This is a genomic window from Methylophilus sp. QUAN (genome assembly GCF_015354445.1).
GTDB lineage: Bacteria > Pseudomonadota > Gammaproteobacteria > Burkholderiales > Methylophilaceae > Methylophilus.
On record NZ_JADKYT010000001.1, the window covers coordinates 15,925 to 33,065 of the forward strand.

The window sequence follows — 17,141 nt, forward strand, 5'->3', positions numbered from 1 at the left end:
TTCTAGTCGATTGATTAAGCAGCTTTAGCCAGTTTTTTGGCTTCGAGCTCACGCACCAGTGGCAATACTTTTTCGCCAAAGTAGGCCACCTCCTCCTGAAAGTGCAAAAAACCGGACAGAATCAAATCTACACCCACCGCTTTTAATTCAACGATACGTTCGGCAATTTGTTGTGGGGTACCGATCAAATTGGTTTTAAAGCCATCGTTGTATTGCACCAGGTCTTCAAAGGTCGACTTGGCCCAATTGCCTTCTTTCTCAGGACTGGCAGCACCTGCATTTTTCACCTCATGGCCAAAGGCATTCACCGCTTCAGGGTTAGCTTTGGCAATAATCTCGGCCAATACTGCTTTTGCTTCTTCTTCGGTATCACGCGCAATCACAAAGGCATTGACGCCGATTTTGACCTGGTGATTATTAGCAGCAGCTTTGGTACGAATATCATCCACTTGTGCCTTGATACCCTCAACCGTATTGCCGTTGGTGAAATACCAGTCAGACACGCTGGCCGCGTTGTCACGCGCGGCACGTGAGCTGCCACCCTGGAAAATTTCCGGATGTGGCTGCTGCAATGGTTTTGGTTTCAGGGTGTAATTGCTAAAACGGTAAAAATCGCCCCGGTAGGTAAAGTTATCTTGCGTCCAAATACCTTTAAGCGCCTCAATAAACTCTTTAGAACGGCGATAACGTTCATCATGGTCCAGCCAATGCTCGCCAATCGCGGTGAATTCACCACGAAACCATCCAGACACAATATTCACGGCGATACGGCCTTCGGTCAGCAGATCAATAGTCGCCAACTGCTTGGCCGCCAGCACCGGGTTCCAGGGCCCGGGCAAAATCGCTGCAATCACTTTTAATTTAGTGGTCGCCGCCAATAACGCGTGCGAAAAAGACACAGACTCATGCTGGAACTCCGCGCCATAGCCCGCCGTAAAACGGATCTGGCTCAAGGCGTATTCAAACCCGGCCTTCTCGGCAATTTGCGCCAGTTTGCGGTTGTAGTCGATATCCCAACTGGTGCGCTGCTCAATGTTACTCACCACCAGGCCGCCACTGACGTTAGGCACCCAATAGGCAAATTTAATGTTTTCTGTACTCATGTTTATTCTCCAAATAGTCGCCTGGCTTATACCGCCAGCAAACGGTCTTTATTAATCAGCTCACGATGTTTGAGCAAAGGCAGGGCACGCTCGACGGCCAACGCGATACGCGCAGTGACGGCCTCACTTTTCACCTGGTAGTTTTCAAAATCGGCTTCGGTGGCATACACACCGATCGGCAAAGTCAGCGCCTGGAAAAAGCTAAACAGCGGACGTAACTCATGATCAATAATCAAGGCATGGCGCTCGCTGCCACCTGTCGCCGCCAGCAACACCGGTACATCGACCAGTGCTTCGTAGTCGACCAGGTCAAACAGATGTTTAAACAAACCGGTATAAGACGCGCGGTAGACCGGCGTCGCGACGACTAACAGGTCAGCGGTTTCAATGGCCTGAATATCTTTTTGCACTTTCACTGGCAGCGCTTTGGGGTCGTAAGAAGCGACCAGGCTGCCGCCTATTTCACTTAACTCAATCACATGCAGATCAATAGGCAATTGCTGCCCCAGTGTTTGGGTGATTGCTTCCACCAGCGCAGCGGTTCTGGAAGGCAATTTATAACTACCGGACACGGCAGTGACTTTTAACGGACGGCTCATCATGACTCCTCATTAAGATTGCTGCTGCCACTTTGCATGTGCAATAGCGGTCAGGCCAGCTCACTTAATACTTAGCAGCATCCATGCCAAACTAATTTAGTGTTAAATTTCAAATACTTATACTGTTTTTAATGATTTTCACCCTGTTGAATTCAGGCCTGTTTTGCTGATGCACTGCTGCTATACCAGCAACCTCTCTCAAAATGCAGCAGCTAAGCCATGGCTTGTTTGTGCATTGCACAGGCTGAATTGCTGATTAATCAGCAGACATTCAGCAAAAAACTGTTTCTATAGAGGCGGTGAAAAATACAAATTGCATGATTGTTATTTAAAAACAATGAGTTAACTATTGGCATGCTAAATGCAAAGTCATACACGGACGCGCAGCCACTTTTTAACTAAACGCTGCGTATTTATTCCCAACCTTTACTTGATAAGGATTCAATATGACTGCACATGCAAGCAAGATTGCGCATTTGCCTAATCACCAGCCGCGCCAACCGGCACATATCATCACCAGCGATGCCGAAGCCATTAGCGTGGCCAAGCAAGTTGCCAGTGAGATCGCCAAAGAAGCCATACTCCGCGACCAGGAAAGACGCTTGCCGCGCAAGGAGCTGGATTTATTCTCCAGTAGCGGCTTATGGGGCATTACCGTACCTAAAGAATATGGCGGTGCATTTGTGTCGAATAAAACACTGGCGGAAGTGATTGCCACGGTAGCAGAAGCCGACCCCAGCATTGGCCAGATTCCACAAAACCATTTGTATATGGTGGAAGGCCTACGCTTGGACGGCACCGAGTTTCAAAAGAAATATTTTTATGAGCTGGTGCTGCAAGGCGTGCGCTTTGGTAATGCGTTTTCTGAGATCGGCACCCGCAGTGTCAATGATGTCAAAACCAAGCTCACCCCCACCAACAGCGGCTACTTTTTAAACGGCAAAAAATTCTATTCCTCTGGCGCCTTGCTGGCTGACTGGGTGCCCGTGGTGGCCAAAGATGAACAGGACAACACCGTGGTGGCTTTTGTGCCCGCAGGCGCAGAAGGCCTGACCATCATTGACGACTGGTCCAGCTTTGGCCAGCGCACCACCGCCAGCGGCACGACTATTTTGGAAAATATTTTTGTGCCTAGCGAATATGTGTTGCCGCACCATTTGGCATTTGACCGCCCGACCGCCATGGGCCCAGTCGCCCAAATTATCCAGGCCGCTGTCGATACCGGCATTGCGCGTGCCGCGTTTAAAGATACGCTGCACTTTGTGCGTAACTACACCCGCCCGTGGATTGATACTGACCTGGAGCATGGTTACGAAGATCCACATACCATTAAAGACATTGGCGATTTGCAGATTCGCTTGCATGCCACCGAGGCTTTATTGGCACGCGCCGGCGAGTACATAGACGAAGCCCAGCGCAACCCGAACGAAGACACCGTGGCAGAAGCCTCCATTGCCGTGGCCGAAGCCAAGGTATTGAGTACCGAAACCGCGCTGCTGGCAGGTAGCAAACTGTTTGAACTGGCCGGTACACGTTCTACACTGGGTGAATACAACCTGGACCGCCACTGGCGTAACGCCCGTACCCATACGCTGCACGACCCGGTACGCTGGAAATATCATGCCGTGGGTAATTACAGCCTGAACCAGGTCAAACCGCCGCGTCATCCGTGGATTTAAGCATAGACTTAAACTAGCTGCAGTAAAAACAAAGCCCTCGCATGAGGGCTTTGTTGTATTGATCAATCGTTGATTTAACCTCTATACACCATGGCTGCATCGAGCAATGTGCTTTGTTGCCGAACAGGGCGCACAGGCTGACGTGGATAGGTCACCTGCAATTGCCGCTCACGGTAAACAATCATATCGGCAATCGTAATCATCTTTAAACCGTGCTGTTTGGCAAAGCGCAGCAAGTCTGGTCGCCTGGCCATGCTGCCATCGTCATTGACGATTTCGCACAGCACCCCCACCGGTTGCAAACCGGCCATCGCGGCCAGGTCATGCGCAGCTTCGGTATGACCTGGCCGCTCCAGCACGCCACCCAAGCGAGCACGCAAGGGGAAAATATGCCCGGGCCGATGAAAGTCGCTGGCCTGGCTGGACGGGTCTGCCAATGCCCGCAAAGTCAGTGCACGGTCAGCGGCGGAAATACCACTGGTGGTACCATATTTGTAATCGACACTGACGGTAAACGCTGTCCTGAACGGGTCGGCGTTATGCGTCACCATCTGCGGTAAATCCAGCGCCTGCAAACGCTGTTCTTGCATGGCCACACACACCAGGCCGCTGCTATATTTCACTAAAAAAGCCATGTGCTCGGTAGTGATTTTTTCAGCGGCAATAATCAGATCACCTTCATTTTCACGGTCGGTATCATCGACGACGATGACAAATTCACCATTGGCAATGGCTTCTACCGCATCGGCGACGGCATCAAATGGTGGTAACGGAGATTGCATAGTTATTCCTGCCTGCATACTTATACGCTGAGCTTTAACAAGCGCGCAGCATTCTGATAAAACACTTTTTCCAGCACCGCATCTTTAAAACCCAAGGCGGCAAAGTCGTCTATGGTTTGCTTCATCGGCCTGAAAGGATAAGAGGTGCCGAACAGTAACTGATCTCCCAGAAACTGGTTCGCCGCCTGTACATATAATTCGGCGCCAGGCTGGAAAATATACATATCGGGCACCAGGTACAGGTTTGGATAACGGAACGCCGCACCGACAATGTCATTCACATACGGGTAATAACCGTGGAAACAAATAATGTTGAGGTTGGGATATTTTCTGGCCAGCCTGGCCACCGCATTCGGGTGCGCGTAGTCCAGGTCTGGCGTGGTGGGGCCGGACATCACGCACACGGGTACGCCATGCTGCTGGCAAGCCTCGTAGACCGGGTCAAAAATGGGGTCGTCGACCTGGCGTGCCGGTTTGCCAAAACCGGGTTCGATATTAATGGCCTTGAAGCCGTAATGGTTGACGGCTTTTTCAATCGCGGCCAAGGCACTGTCTACGCCACGGCTTTCAATATCCACCGAACCCAGGCCCACCAGTTTAGGACTGTGTTTGACCAGGTCGGCAATCTGCTGGTCGCCGATGGTCAGGTCCGGCGTCTCACGCCCCACCACCACGGCAATATCAATCCCGGCCTGGTCGATCTCCTGCAAATAGCCCTCTACCGTATATGAGCGGCGAAAATGCTCGGGTTCAAGCGAACCCACACGCTGGTTGAGCCATTTAGCAGTGTCATAAGCAGGGGTGTTGGGCGTAGCGCCAAAAAAGTCATGCAGAAACGCAGGACGGTTGCGTAGATCGATAATTTTTTGTTTCATAAACTTTCTTTAGTATGCGTTAGGCGTAGAAACTCGGTGTGGGGTACTGACCGTTAAGTGCCCAATCGCCCAAATCCTTGAGTTTGTAGTCCACCGGGTCATGCAGGGTATACACGCGCAAATTGCGCCAGAAGCGGTCCATGCGCAGCTTGGCGGTGGTGGCGCGGGCGCCAGCCACTTCAAACACGCGGGTAGTGACATCCAACCCGGCACGCGTCGCGTTGACCTTGGCCGAGAACACCGCCAAGGCCAGTTCGCCACGGGTCAACTCATCCAGGCTCAAGGTTTGCTGCCAGGCATGATCAAGCAAACTGGCGGCATGGTCTGCCAGCACGGCCGACGCATGCAAGCTGGCCCAGAACTCGCCGTAATGCAGCAAGGTAAACGGGTCTTCGTGTATGGTCTGTGCCAGAGAGCCGGACCAGACCCGGCTGCTGCTACGCGTATATTTCGCACCTTCTGCCAGCGCACCTTCGGCAATGCCAAGATAAATATTGGTAAAAATCAGCTGCGCCACCAATGAACGCAGGCTGGCAAATGGCGAACTCAACGGGCCAGGGTTCATCAGCAATTCGCTGTCTTCCACCCGCAGCTGGTTAAATTCAGCGCTGCCACTGTCTGTCTGCCGTTGGCCGATATTGTCCCAATCACCATTGAGCTGGATACCGCTACGATCAGTTGGCACCGCGGCCACCAGAAACCTGCCTGTGCCTTCTTCAATGGCAGACACAATCAGGTAGTCAGAATCCATGGAGCCTGAGCAAAAGCTTTTTTGCCCGGTAAACACATAGCCAGCCGCTGCTTTGCGTGCCACGGTGCGGTTATCCAAAGGGTTCAAGGCATTGCCCCACCACAGGTTTTGCGCGGCAGTCAGCTTGAAATAGTGCTGCCATTGCACCTCACTACCGTATAGGCGAATCGAGGTCAGCATCAAAAACTGGAAAGCGAATACCTGGGCGATCGAGCTGTCCACACGCGCAATCTGGCGAATAATGCTGTAGATTTCCTGCCAGCTGCCGCCTAGGCCGCCATAGGTTTTCGGTATCAGCAACTTCAACAGCCCGCTATCCCGTACCGCCTGACGCTGTTCATACGGTGTACCGCCTGCGGCATCGCGCTCAATCGCGGTTTCTGCCAGATAGTCGCAAAGCTGTTTGGACCGCTCGCGTGGCGTACCTCCAAACACAATGCCATGTGATGCCTCAACGTCGTCCAGGCGTGAATTCAGTGCCAGAGTCATCATCCCTCCTATGCCGCATGCTTGACCGGTTTGGCCGCACCAAACGGCCCCGTCATATTGGTATTGATACTGACTTCGGCGCTGGCCTGCTGGTGAACAGGCAATAAGGGAAACAGCAATTCAGCCACGCGATAAGACTCCTCCAGGTGCGGATAGCCAGAGAAAATAAAATAATCAATACCCAGTGCCTGATACTCTTTAATCCTGTCAGCCACCTCTTGTGGATTACCCACCAGCGCAGTGCCCGCCCCGCCGCGCACCAGCCCCACTCCGGCCCACAAGTTGGGTGAGACCTCGAGTTTGTCACGTCGGCCATGGTGTAACTCGGTCATCCGTTTTTGCGCCACCGAATCAAAATTGGCGACAGCGGCCTGTGCCGCAGCAATGGTGTCATCGGTCACGTGCGAAATCAGTTCGTCGGCCGCTTGCCAGGCTTGTTCGCTGGTCTCGCGCACAATCACATGCAAGCGGATACCGAAACGGATGTTACGGCCTTGTGCTGCAGCCGCCGCACGAATGACCCTGATTTTTTCGGCCACAGCTGCTGGCGGCTCGCCCCAGGTCAAATGCACATCAATATGCTTGCTACTGAGCTGGATCGCCGCCTCAGAGGCCCCGCCAATAAACAGCGGCGGATAAGGCTTTTGCAGGCTGCCGGTCGGTAAACTCGCACCTTTGACACGTAAATATTCGCCTTCATAATCGACGGCTTCTTCGGTCAATACTGACCGCCAGATAGACAGGAATTCTTCTGCCTCGGCATAGCGGGCATCATGATCCAGGAAGCTGCCTTCCGCCTGCTGCTCTAGCGGGTCACCGCCCGCCACCACATTAATCAGTAAACGTCCGCCGGAAATACGATCCAGCGTCGATGCCATGCGCGCAGACACCACCGGTGAAATAAACCCGGGCCGCGTCGCGACCAAAAATTTGAGCTGTTTGGTTTCATTGATCAAGGCCGAGGAAATCACCCAGGCATCCTCGCAAGAGCGCCCGGAGGGCACCAGCATCCCGCCGTAACCCAGGCGGTCTGCTGCCTGTGCAATCTGTTTTAAATAAGAGAGTGTTGCCGGTCTGGCACCTGTGCTGGTGCCAAGATAACGCTGGTCACCGTGCGTGGGTAAAAACCAGAATATTTCCATGTTGTGTGTTTCCTTCTATTCATGCTGCATACATGGAAAGCCTAGTGCAAAGAGCATGCCACAAATAAAAATCATTAGATTCAGTCACTTACAAAGACACCGAATGCTGTTGCTGAATAATCAGCATATTTTCTGCGGGTGCTGCTGTATCAGCAGCATGTGTGCTGATTATTCAGCAACAGGGTGACGGAGATCGCTGTCCGGCAAAAAACGATGCGGCCGGAAAACCATTCAACATTTTCTCAACCATATGATTTATAAGAATTATTTTTTTATTCATCCGACAATTTCTGCCATAGCAGTAGTGATTCACAGCCCCTGCCGGAGTTGGCACAAATCATGCTGAACTATTAAGCATATGCAACCAGATGGATATTACTTTTGAATATAAATACTTTTGCAATTCCGCCAACGGCACGCCTCAATGAAGGCCAGCATGCATTGGCAGTGGCCAAGCAACTGGCTGAATCGTTTTCGCTGACCGCCGTGGAACGGGATCATCAGGGCGGTACACCAAAACTGGAACGGGATGCGATCCGCAACAGCGGCCTGCTGTCATTGATCATCCCTCGCCAGTACGGCGGCTACGGCGCCAACTGGCAAGAGACGCTGCAAGTGGTCAGAGAATTTGCCAAAGTAGACAGCTCGATTGCGCATGTCTATGGCTTTCAACATCTGATGCTGGCAACGGTACGCCTCTTCTCCCGGCCCGATCAATGGGAGCGCTGGTACGAGCAAACCGCGCAATCCAACTGGTTTTGGGGCAATGCGCTCAATCCGCTGGATGAACGTACGCTGTGCAAAAGTTATGACCATTGGCATGAATTCTCAGGCAAAAAAAGCTTTTGCTCGGGCGCGATGGACTCCGAGATGCTGATTGCTTCTGCCATTAAAAAGACGGATGGCCAGTTGGTGATTGCCGCCATCCCGACCCTGCGTACCGGCGTGACCATCCTCGATGACTGGGACAATATCGGCCAACGCCAAACCGACAGCGGCAGCGTGAACTTTGAAAAAGTCAGGGTGGAAGAAAACGAGCTACTCACCGAGCCCGGGCCACTCAGCAATCCGTTTGCCTGCTTGCGGCCGCTGATCGCACAGCTCATATTGACCAATATCTACCTCGGTATTGCCGAAGGCGCTTTTAACGACGCGCAACACTACACCTTGCGCGAAGCCCGGCCGTGGAAGAATGCCAATGTTGATATCACCAGCCAGGACCCTTACATCCTCGCCCATTACGGCGAATTTTGGGTCGGCCTGGAAGCAACGCGTGCACTGACTAATCAGGCGGCAGAAAAACTGGATATCGCCTGGGCCAAAGGCCTGGCACTCACCGAGGAAGATCGCGGCTTGCTGGCGACCAGCATCAGTGCCGCCAAGGTCCTGGCAACCCGCACCGGGCTGGACATCACCAGCCGAATGTTTGAAGTGGCAGGCTCCCGCGCCACGCATGCCGGACTGCGGCTGGACCGGCACTGGCGCAATTTGAGAACGCATACGCTGCACGATCCACTAGATTACAAAATTAAGGAGCTGGGTGAATGGGCGCTGACTGGTAGCTTCCCTAACCCTACATTTTACTCATGAATATTATGGACAAATTTATCGAGAATCTGGATCAGGCGAGTGAATTGGACTACGGCGAGAATGAGAAGAAACTACTCACGCTGCCCAACTCCCGCGCGCTCACCACGTCTATTCGTGCCACCGCACAAGTGTTTGAGGATCCTAAATCCATTGCTTTGCTCAGTCGCATCCAGCAAATTGCGCCCAGCGATGCGAATGTACTCATCATCGGCGAAACCGGCACCGGCAAAGAGCTTATTGCACGCCATGTGCATGCCTTAAGCAAGCGCAAAGGCAAACCCTTTGTCGCCGTCAACTGCGGCGCCTTTTCTGACACGCTGGTCGAAAGCGAATTGTTTGGGCATGAAAAAGGCGCGTTTACCGGTGCATTTGTCGCCAAGGCCGGCTGGTTTGAAGCCGCCAACGGCGGTACGCTGTTTTTAGATGAAATCGGCGACTTGCCGCTAAGCATCCAGGTCAAACTGTTACGCGTGTTACAAGAGCGCGAGGTGGTGCGCCTGGGCGCCAGAAAATCAACGCCAATTGACGTCCGCCTGGTCGCCGCCACCAATGTCCGCCTGGAAGAAGCCGTACAGGCCGGTAATTTCCGTGAAGACCTGTTTTACCGCCTGCGTGTCGCCCATCTGGAGTTGCCTACCTTAAGAAACCGGCCAGGCGATATCTTGCCGCTGGCTGAGTATTTTGTCAGCGAATATACACGCCGCCTGGGTTACGCAGAGATCCGCCTGGATGACTCGGCCAAACAGAAACTGGTGCAACACAGCTGGCCTGGCAATATCCGCGAACTGGAGAACGTGATTCACCACTCGCTGCTGATTTGCCGCAACAACCTGGTGCGTAGTGAAGACTTACATTTATCCTCCATCTCGCTGCATAGACCGAAGCAGGAGCACACGCCACAGGCCGGTAGTCATGCACCCGACTTACTGGAAGAAGCCTTGCAGCAACTGTTTGAATCTGGCAAACCCCAGCTTTACGATTATTTTGAGGATGCCCTGGTGCGCGCTGCCTACCACCACTGCCATCATAATCAGGTGCAAACCGCCAAGTTGCTTGGCTTAAGCCGCAATGTGTTGCGCGCCAAGTTGATCAAAATGGGAGCGATCAATGCCCTCAAGTAACCTTGCGCTCAAGCCTTTGCCTGCGGACTTACGTGCGCGAATCGCGCCACAGGCGGTTGCCAGCCTGCCTACAGACTATGGCCACTATCAACTACACGCATTTATCGACCACAAAAGCGGCATAGAGCATATCGCATTGGTGCTGGGAGAGATCGAAGGGCAATCTTCAGTGCTGACACGTATTCACTCGGAATGCCTGACTGGTGACGTGTTTGGCTCACAACGTTGTGATTGTGGTGAGCAGTTCAAACAGGCGCAACGACTGATACAGCAACAGGGTAAAGGCGTGATTGTCTATTTACGCGGGCATGAAGGACGCGGCATCGGGCTCAGCAACAAAGTGCGCGCCTATGCCTTGCAAGAACAAGGGCTGGATACGGTAGAAGCCAATGTGGCGCTAGGCCTGCCAGTTGACCAGCGTGAATATGATATCGCGGTTGGCATACTGCAGCATTTGCAGGTCGCCTCGATTCGCTTACTCAGTAACAACCCTGACAAATCAAAAGCCATGTCCGATTGGGGACTAACGGTTGAAGCCGTTGTGCCACTAGAAGTGGCAGGTAATCCGCAAAGTGCTGCCTACCTCACCACCAAGAAACACAAACTGGGTCATCAACTGGCGTTGATAGATAGCCATTCGCCGCCCAAAAACTAGCTGCATATTGCTAAATGCTGCGCTTGCAGCCGCTGCAACACGCTGCTGAGCGCCTGATCAACCTGTTGCCGTGCAAAGGACTGGCTCAAGAGCATGCCTGCCTGTGTGTTAGCCTGCAAGCGCGATTGCACAGACCGCAGCTGACATTGCAGCTTGGCAAGCCTTGGCCTATCACGCTCAGGCGGTATCTCAAATTCATTTTGACTGCCATAAGCTGTAAACAGCAATGTTTCCAGGCCCACCACCAATGCCATGATATGGTCGCCGGTAAAAGCCGGATCAAATACCAGGCTAATTGCGGCAGTGCCTTGCAAGCGGCGGATGCCCTCAAACTTCCAGTTAGCTTTACCATCAAATACCCACTCGGTCATTTCACGCGGCCCCACTTGGGTGCTTTTAGCCAACTCATCCGGGTATTCGGTATATAACTGCTGCATCAACGTACGCAGATCATCGGTATGTGCGCTCATCTCCTGCTTGGTGGTCAACGGTGGTGGCAATGGTGATTGCTTGACCGGGCGCGCCTGCGCCGTATTTATCGTCACGAATACCAGCCATACCACACCGAACAATCGCCAAATCAATCTTTGCTGTTTTAAACGCATCGCGCACCTGCCAGAAATTAAAAAGCCCGAACATATTGCTCGGGCTTTGGATGTTAGCGCTAAAAACGACTGATTAGAACGGGATATCGTCATCAAAATCGTCAAAATTACCGGCTGGCTTGCTCGCTGGTGCGGGCTGGAATGCATTACGGTTACCACCGCCTGCATTATTACCGCCACCCATGGCTGGCTGGCGCGCCGGAGCCTGGTTGTAATCGTCCATGCCGCCACCGCCCTGTTCCATATCGCCGCCTTCATAAGGCGCGCTGCCACCTTCGCGGCCAGTACCCAGCATTTGCATCTGGTCAGCCACAATCTCGGTGCTGTAACGGGTGACGCCATCTTTTTCCCATTTGCGGGTTTGCAAACGGCCTTCGACATATACCGGGCGGCCTTTTTTCAGGTATTCACCGGCGATTTCGGCTAAACGGCGATACATGACAATGTTATGCCATTCAGTTTTTTCCTGGCGTACGCCGGATTTGTCTTTCCAGTTTTCGGTGGTGGCGATGCTGAAGTTAGCCACGGCTTCGCCGTTTGGCATATAGCGCACTTCCGGGTCACGCCCCAGATTACCCATCAAAATCACTTTATTGACTGATGCCATGGTGTCACTACTCCCCTATTCTATTCATGATTGCTTGCGACAATGCCGCCTGAAATTCTTTGCTGCGCTGATTTTCCAATTTTACCATGAGCATGGTTTCTGAAGGAATGGCGACCACTTCATACACGCCTTCCATGGCACGGATATCCTGCACCAGGATGGCGGCTTGTTCGTCATTATACCCTTGTATATGAAACATTTTTGTTTTGACACTGGGAGGTGCCTGCATGCCAAGCGCCAGACCAAACCAGATCACCATCAAGGCGGCACAGAAGACAAATACGGTGGGGCTGCCATAGCTGTGTGATAACCAGCCCCCCAGCGCTGCGCCCAAAAACATGCCAAATGATTGCGCGGTATTGTGGATGCCCATCGCCGTGCCTTTGGCCGCCACCGGCGCCATTTTTGAGATCAGCGACGGCAAAGAGGCTTCGAGCACATTAAACGCAACAAAGTATGAGAACAGCGTCGCCACAATGCCCCATAAGCTATTCAGGCTGAACATAAATGCAATCTGTGTCAGCAACATGAGGCCGACTGCACTAATAAACACCGGTTTCAGTTTGGCTTTTTTCTCGGCATAAATAATGGCAGGCACCATGAGGATAAATGACAGCACCAACACCGGCAGGTAGATTTTCCAGTGCGTATTTTCATTCATGCCCGTGCTGTGCTTAATGGCAAACGGCACCACCATAAACATGGCCATTTGTGCGCCATGCAGACAAAAAGTGCCAAAGTTCAGGCGCAATAATTGGGTGTCACGCAGTACTTCACGAATCTTGGCCGGTGCGGCTTGCGCATCGGAGTGAAAGTGCGCATGCAAAGGCTCTGGCACAGCAAATTTCACCACGGCAATGGCTAAAATAGATAACACGGCGGTTAACCAGAAAATGCCTGACACCCCTATCCATTGATTTAAAATCGGCCCTGCCACCAACGACACGGCAAATGTGACACCGATGGTGGCGCCTATCATGGCCATGGCTTGTGTGCGGTGTTCTTCACGTGTGGAGTCTGCCACTAGCGCTGTGACCACGGCAGAAATCGCGCCCGCGCCCTGAATCGCACGGCCCACAATCACCATATAAATATCTTGCGCGGTGGCGGCAAACACACTGCCCACCGCAAACATGATCAAGCCCAGGTAAATCAGTTTTTTGCGGCCAAAACGGTCAGAGGCCATGCCAAACGGTAACTGGAAAATCACCTGCATAAAGCCATAGGCGCCAAGTGCCAAGCCGATGAGTGCGTGGTTATCCCCGCCCTGCAAAGTTTCAGCATAAATCGCAAAAATAGGCAGGATCAAAAACATGCCCAACATACGCAGCCCGTAGATAGACGCCAAGGCCGCAGTGGCACGCGTTTCTATTCGGGTCATTTTTTCGGAGAACTGCATGAATCTGTAAGAAAACTTGGCTTAATTTTGAATAATTGCGTATATTATCAGGTTGGCTGTCTGTTCGTGAAAGTATCATGGAATTTATCAAAATTCGCGGGGCGCGCACCCATAATCTGAAGAACATCAATCTGGATATCCCACGCAACCAACTAGTGGTGGTGACCGGCCTCTCCGGCTCCGGAAAATCTTCACTGGCCTTTGATACGCTCTACGCAGAAGGGCAGCGCCGCTATGTCGAAAGTTTATCGGCCTATGCCCGCCAGTTTCTGGCACGCATGGACAAACCCGATGTCGACCTGATCGAAGGCTTATCGCCGGCGATTTCCATCGAGCAAAAATCCACCTCGCACAACCCGCGTTCTACCGTGGGCACCGTGACTGAAATTCATGACTACCTGCGTTTGCTGTATGCGCGTGCCGGGGACCCGGAATGTCCGGATCATGGCATCAAACTCGAAGCGCAAACCGTCAGCCAGATGGTGGACAGCATCCTCAAATTGCCCGAAGACACCAAATTGATGATTCTGGCGCCTGTGGTGTCTAACCGCAAAGGCGAGCAGCTCGATTTATTCGATACCCTCAAAGCACAAGGTTTTGTACGTTTGCGCATTGATAGCAAGGTCTACGAAATGGACAGCCTGCCGCAACTGGCCAAAACGACCAAACACAGTGTGGACGTGGTAGTGGACCGACTCAAAGTGCGCGAAGATATGAAACAGCGTATTGCTGAGTCATTCGAAACCGCCCTGAGACTGGCCGATGGCAAAGCGATTGCCCTGGAAATGGATAATGAAAAAGAACATCTGTTTTCAGCCAAATTCTCCTGCCCGGTATGTGATTACTCATTGGTCGAGCTAGAGCCGCGCTTATTCAGCTTTAACAACCCCATGGGTGCCTGCCCCAAATGTGACGGCCTCGGCCAGGTCACGTTTTTTGACCCCAAGCGCGTGGTGGCTTTTCCGCATTTGTCCCTCGCCAGCGGCGCGATTAAAGGCTGGGACAAACGCAACCAGTTTTACTTCCAGATGCTGGCCAGTTTAAGCCAGCATTACAGCTTTGACCTGGAAGCGCCGTTTGAGAATCTGCCGGAAGACACCCAGCAAATTCTGCTGTTTGGCTCTGGCCGCGAACAAATCACCTTTAAATACCTCAATGAACGCGGTACATTTTTCAGCAAGTCGCACACCTTTGAGGGCATTATCAACAACCTGCAACGGCGCTACCGCGAAAGTGATTCAACGGCAGTACGTGACGAACTGGCCAAATACATCAACGCGACCAGCTGCCCGGATTGTGCAGGCACACGTTTGCGCCGTGAAGCGCGTCACGTCAAAGTCGGTGACCGCAACATCCACCAGATTTGCGAAGTGCCGCTAAAACAGGCGCTACACTTTTTTGAAACGCTGCAACTCAGCGGCCAAAAGCTGGCCATTGCCGACAAAATCGTCAAAGAGATTGAAAACCGCCTGAAATTTCTGACCAATGTCGGCCTGGATTATTTGTCACTGTCGCGCTCGGCTGAAACCTTATCTGGTGGTGAAGCGCAACGTATTCGCCTGGCCTCACAAATTGGTAGCGGCCTGACCGGCGTGATGTATGTGCTGGACGAACCTTCGATTGGCTTGCACCAACGCGACAACGACCGCTTACTGGAAACCCTGAAGCGCCTGCGCGATATCGGCAATAGCGTCATTGTGGTCGAACATGATCAAGATGCGATTCAACTAGCCGATTTTATTGTCGACATTGGCCCTGGGGCCGGTGAGCATGGTGGCAATATTGTCTCCTTTGGCACGCCAGCACAAATTGAAGCTGATCCCAACTCACTGACCGGGCAATATATCAGCGGCAAAAAGCAGATTACCTTCAAGCTGCCGCGCACGCGCCCTGACCCGGCACGTTGGCTCAAACTCAACAATGCGACCGGCAATAACCTGAAAAACGTCAGCATCGAGATCCCGGTTGGCCTGCTTACCTGCGTCACCGGCGTCTCTGGTAGCGGTAAATCCACGCTGATTAACGATACGCTTTATCGCGTAGTGGCGACGCATTTATATGGCAGCACAACCGAAGCCGCGCCGCATGACAGCATCGACGGCCTGGAGTTTTTCGACAAGGTGGTCGATGTAGACCAAAGTCCGATTGGCCGTACGCCACGTTCTAACCCGGCCACTTACACAGGCTTGTTCACGCCTATCCGTGATTTATTTGCCAGCGTGCCCGAAAGCCGCGCCCGCGGTTATGGCCCTGGCCGCTATTCATTTAACGTCAAAGGTGGTCGCTGCGAGGCGTGCCAGGGCGATGGTGTACTGCGCGTAGAAATGCACTTTTTGCCGGACGTGTATGTGCCGTGCGATGTGTGCAAAGGCCAGCGCTATAACCGTGAAACACTGGAAATTCAGTTTAAAGGCAAAAATATCCACCAGGTACTGGCCATGACCGTGGAACAGGCGCACCAGTTTTTTAATGCGCAACCGGTGATAGAACGCAAACTGAAAACCCTGCTGGATGTGGGCTTGGGCTATATTACGCTGGGGCAATCGGCCACTACGCTGTCGGGTGGTGAAGCACAACGGGTCAAGTTGTCACTGGAGCTGAGCAAGCGCGATACTGGCCGCACGCTGTATATTCTGGATGAACCAACTACAGGTTTGCATTTTGCCGATATCCAGTTATTGCTGGATGTGATTCATAGACTGCGTGACTCAGGCAATACAGTGGTGATTATTGAGCACAACCTGGATGTGATTAAAACGGCTGACTGGCTGATTGACATGGGGCCTGAGGGCGGTGATGGTGGAGGTGTAGTGGTTGGCGTGGGCGCGCCTGAGGAACTGGCAAAAAATACGGCCAGTTATACTGGCCGTTACCTCATACCCTTATTAAAACATCTCGCTGTCAAGGGCTAGGTCAACATGCAACCGGTCCCCGAGATGCGCCGTCATTTGACAGTGCATCCAATACGGATGTGGTAAAGCCACATACATATATTTATATAAAACATTGTATGTGGCGGTATGAGGGTTTAATAGCTTAAACAAGCCCTTAAAATCAGGGTATTTTCACCAATCGCATGCGCGCCTGTATGGTGCCAGCGTGCCGACCCAAATAGCGCGTACTGCGATGTACATCATAAAAGCGTGGATTCGGGATCATGGCCGCCAACCTGGCAGCCTCTGCTGGTCCAAGTGATCTGGCATTCCCATGAAAGTAATGACGCGAGGCCGCTTCGGCACCAAACACACCATCGCCCCACTCAATCACATTCAGGTAAATTTCCAGAATACGGCGCTTGGTCAATAACTTTTCTAGCATAAAGGTGATGACCGCCTCTTGCGCTTTGCGCCACGGCGTCCGGTGGCCGGATAAAAACAAGTTCTTAGCCAATTGCTGGCTGATGGTGGAACCACCCGCCACAATTTTGCCTTTTTTCAGGTTTTTCTCGAACGCAGTTTCTATGCCCACCCAGTCAAATCCCTGGTGATCGACAAACTTACTGTCTTCCGCAGCAATCACAGCGCGCTTTAAGTGGTTACTGATTTTTGCATAGGGCACCCATTGCTGCTGCAACTTTGCATCAGGGTGACTTTCCTGCATGACTTCGAGGCGTGCTTCCATAAATGCGGTTGACGTCGGGTTATGCTCAATCCACCATAACACATGTAATAGCACCCATACCTGATACAGGCAAATCCACAGCAGCAAGAGGCCAAAAAACAGTTTAATGGCTTGTTTCATCGT

General features: G+C 52.4%; 15 protein-coding genes. 5 read left to right on the top strand and 10 right to left on the bottom strand.

Going from position 1 to position 17,141, the window contains the following annotated elements; all coding sequences use genetic code 11:
• Positions 1 to 14: 14 nt before the first annotated feature.
• Both sfnG and msuE read right to left on the bottom strand, forming a co-directional pair.
• The gene (gene sfnG, locus INP79_RS00080) at positions 15 to 1,103 is read right to left on the bottom strand and encodes a dimethylsulfone monooxygenase SfnG (RefSeq protein ID WP_194752444.1); all 1,089 of its coding nucleotides are present in this window, start codon (positions 1,101 to 1,103) and stop codon (positions 15 to 17) included.
• Between the two features lie 26 nt (positions 1,104 to 1,129).
• On the bottom strand, positions 1,130 to 1,705 hold the full coding sequence (gene msuE, locus INP79_RS00085; RefSeq protein ID WP_228519648.1) for an FMN reductase: 576 nt from the start codon (positions 1,703 to 1,705) through the stop codon (positions 1,130 to 1,132).
• A 443-nt stretch (positions 1,706 to 2,148) separates the two neighbouring features.
• Here msuE and INP79_RS00090 point away from each other — a divergent pair, with 443 nt between their 5' ends.
• Positions 2,149 to 3,381 (top strand): SfnB family sulfur acquisition oxidoreductase, encoded by a 1,233-nt coding sequence (locus INP79_RS00090; protein ID WP_194752445.1) that lies wholly within the window; start codon positions 2,149 to 2,151, stop codon positions 3,379 to 3,381.
• A gap of 74 nt (positions 3,382 to 3,455) precedes the next feature.
• Here the strand turns inward: INP79_RS00090 and ribB are convergent, their stop codons facing one another.
• The 4 genes from ribB to ssuD are packed head-to-tail and all read right to left on the bottom strand — an operon-like array spanning position 3,456 to position 7,420.
• Positions 3,456 to 4,163, bottom strand: coding sequence for a 3,4-dihydroxy-2-butanone-4-phosphate synthase (ribB, locus tag INP79_RS00095; protein WP_194752446.1), 708 nt, complete (start codon positions 4,161 to 4,163; stop codon positions 3,456 to 3,458).
• 20 nt (positions 4,164 to 4,183) lie between these two features.
• Positions 4,184 to 5,038 carry an amidohydrolase family protein gene (locus INP79_RS00100; protein WP_194752447.1) on the bottom strand — a complete coding sequence of 285 codons (855 nt, stop codon included), beginning with the start codon at positions 5,036 to 5,038 and terminating at the stop codon, positions 4,184 to 4,186.
• A 19-nt stretch (positions 5,039 to 5,057) separates the two neighbouring features.
• Positions 5,058 to 6,278, bottom strand: a complete 1,221-nt coding sequence (locus INP79_RS00105) for an acyl-CoA dehydrogenase family protein (protein WP_194753777.1) — start codon at positions 6,276 to 6,278, stop codon at positions 5,058 to 5,060.
• Between the two features lie 8 nt (positions 6,279 to 6,286).
• Positions 6,287 to 7,420: an FMNH2-dependent alkanesulfonate monooxygenase gene (ssuD, locus tag INP79_RS00110; protein ID WP_194752448.1), complete on the bottom strand. Its 1,134-nt coding sequence runs from the start codon at positions 7,418 to 7,420 to the stop codon at positions 6,287 to 6,289.
• A 381-nt stretch (positions 7,421 to 7,801) separates the two neighbouring features.
• Between ssuD and INP79_RS00115 the strand changes: the two genes are divergently transcribed.
• The 3 genes from INP79_RS00115 to ribA are packed head-to-tail and all read left to right on the top strand — an operon-like array spanning position 7,802 to position 10,786.
• On the top strand, positions 7,802 to 9,010 hold the full coding sequence (locus tag INP79_RS00115; RefSeq protein WP_019880623.1) for an acyl-CoA dehydrogenase family protein: 1,209 nt from the start codon (positions 7,802 to 7,804) through the stop codon (positions 9,008 to 9,010).
• Between the two features lie 5 nt (positions 9,011 to 9,015).
• Positions 9,016 to 10,131: a sigma-54-dependent Fis family transcriptional regulator gene (locus INP79_RS00120; protein WP_194752449.1), complete on the top strand. Its 1,116-nt coding sequence runs from the start codon at positions 9,016 to 9,018 to the stop codon at positions 10,129 to 10,131.
• Complete coding sequence (gene ribA, locus INP79_RS00125) at positions 10,118 to 10,786, top strand: GTP cyclohydrolase II (protein ID WP_194752450.1); 669 nt, start codon at positions 10,118 to 10,120, stop codon at positions 10,784 to 10,786. The genes INP79_RS00120 and ribA overlap by 14 nt, the downstream gene beginning before the upstream one ends.
• Here the strand turns inward: ribA and INP79_RS00130 are convergent.
• From INP79_RS00130 to INP79_RS00140, 3 genes are all read right to left on the bottom strand, one after another.
• Complete coding sequence (locus INP79_RS00130) at positions 10,783 to 11,391, bottom strand: hypothetical protein (RefSeq protein WP_194752451.1); 609 nt, start codon at positions 11,389 to 11,391, stop codon at positions 10,783 to 10,785. The genes ribA and INP79_RS00130 overlap by 4 nt on opposite strands.
• A 73-nt stretch (positions 11,392 to 11,464) precedes the next feature.
• The gene (locus INP79_RS00135; RefSeq protein WP_024930123.1) at positions 11,465 to 11,998 is read right to left on the bottom strand and encodes a single-stranded DNA-binding protein; all 534 of its coding nucleotides are present in this window, start codon (positions 11,996 to 11,998) and stop codon (positions 11,465 to 11,467) included.
• Between the two features lie 7 nt (positions 11,999 to 12,005).
• A complete protein-coding gene (locus tag INP79_RS00140) occupies positions 12,006 to 13,397 on the bottom strand; it encodes an MFS transporter (RefSeq protein WP_019880654.1) in 1,392 nt (463 codons plus the stop codon).
• 77 nt (positions 13,398 to 13,474) lie between these two features.
• On the opposite strand from INP79_RS00140, the gene uvrA reads away from it, so the two are divergent.
• Positions 13,475 to 16,309: an excinuclease ABC subunit UvrA gene (gene uvrA, locus INP79_RS00145; RefSeq protein ID WP_194752452.1), complete on the top strand. Its 2,835-nt coding sequence runs from the start codon at positions 13,475 to 13,477 to the stop codon at positions 16,307 to 16,309.
• A gap of 142 nt (positions 16,310 to 16,451) precedes the next feature.
• Here uvrA and mtgA read toward each other — a convergent pair whose 3' ends face one another.
• Entirely contained in the window at positions 16,452 to 17,138 is a 687-nt protein-coding gene (gene mtgA / locus INP79_RS00150) for a monofunctional biosynthetic peptidoglycan transglycosylase (RefSeq protein ID WP_194752453.1), read from the bottom strand.
• Positions 17,139 to 17,141: the final 3 nt, after the last annotated feature.

Coding starts and splice junctions, on each gene's coding strand:
- sfnG (WP_194752444.1), bottom strand. CDS start 1,103: ATGAGTACAGAAAACATTAAATTTGCCTATTGGGTGCCTAACGTCAGT.
- msuE (WP_228519648.1), bottom strand. CDS start 1,705: ATGATGAGCCGTCCGTTAAAAGTCACTGCCGTGTCCGGTAGTTATAAA.
- INP79_RS00090 (WP_194752445.1), top strand. CDS start 2,149: ATGACTGCACATGCAAGCAAGATTGCGCATTTGCCTAATCACCAGCCG.
- ribB (WP_194752446.1), bottom strand. CDS start 4,163: ATGCAATCTCCGTTACCACCATTTGATGCCGTCGCCGATGCGGTAGAA.
- INP79_RS00100 (WP_194752447.1), bottom strand. CDS start 5,038: ATGAAACAAAAAATTATCGATCTACGCAACCGTCCTGCGTTTCTGCAT.
- INP79_RS00105 (WP_194753777.1), bottom strand. CDS start 6,278: ATGACTCTGGCACTGAATTCACGCCTGGACGACGTTGAGGCATCACAT.
- ssuD (WP_194752448.1), bottom strand. CDS start 7,420: ATGGAAATATTCTGGTTTTTACCCACGCACGGTGACCAGCGTTATCTT.
- INP79_RS00120 (WP_194752449.1), top strand. CDS start 9,016: ATGGACAAATTTATCGAGAATCTGGATCAGGCGAGTGAATTGGACTAC.
- ribA (WP_194752450.1), top strand. CDS start 10,118: ATGCCCTCAAGTAACCTTGCGCTCAAGCCTTTGCCTGCGGACTTACGT.
- INP79_RS00130 (WP_194752451.1), bottom strand. CDS start 11,391: ATGCGTTTAAAACAGCAAAGATTGATTTGGCGATTGTTCGGTGTGGTA.
- INP79_RS00135 (WP_024930123.1), bottom strand. CDS start 11,998: ATGGCATCAGTCAATAAAGTGATTTTGATGGGTAATCTGGGGCGTGAC.
- INP79_RS00140 (WP_019880654.1), bottom strand. CDS start 13,397: ATGCAGTTCTCCGAAAAAATGACCCGAATAGAAACGCGTGCCACTGCG.
- uvrA (WP_194752452.1), top strand. CDS start 13,475: ATGGAATTTATCAAAATTCGCGGGGCGCGCACCCATAATCTGAAGAAC.
- mtgA (WP_194752453.1), bottom strand. CDS start 17,138: ATGAAACAAGCCATTAAACTGTTTTTTGGCCTCTTGCTGCTGTGGATT.